This window comes from Halomonas sp. ND22Bw, assembly GCF_003011945.1.
GTDB lineage: Bacteria > Pseudomonadota > Gammaproteobacteria > Pseudomonadales > Halomonadaceae > Halomonas > Halomonas halophila.
In genome coordinates, this window is record NZ_PXWD01001746.1 from 1 (window position 1) to 237 (window position 237).

General features: G+C 73.4%; 1 pseudogene. It reads right to left on the reverse strand.

Annotated elements, in window-relative coordinates:
* A pseudogene (locus tag CVH10_RS24275) lies at positions 1–237 on the reverse strand (UDP-N-acetylglucosamine 1-carboxyvinyltransferase); the annotation flags it as partial.

The window sequence follows — 237 nt, forward strand, 5'->3', positions numbered from 1 at the left end:
CCGTCGACCCGCGCCCGGATGTAGCCGCCCTCGACGCGGATGTCGGCACCCATGGCCTCGAGGCCGCGGATAAGCAGATCGACCGGCCGGGAGCCGATGGCGCAACCGCCGGGCAGCGACACGTCGGCCTGGCCGAAGTGGGCCAGCACCGGTCCGAGCACCAGGCTCGAGGCGCGCATCTTCTTGACCCGCGCGTAGGGCGCGTGACAGTCGGTCACCTGGGCGCCGTCGCGCTGG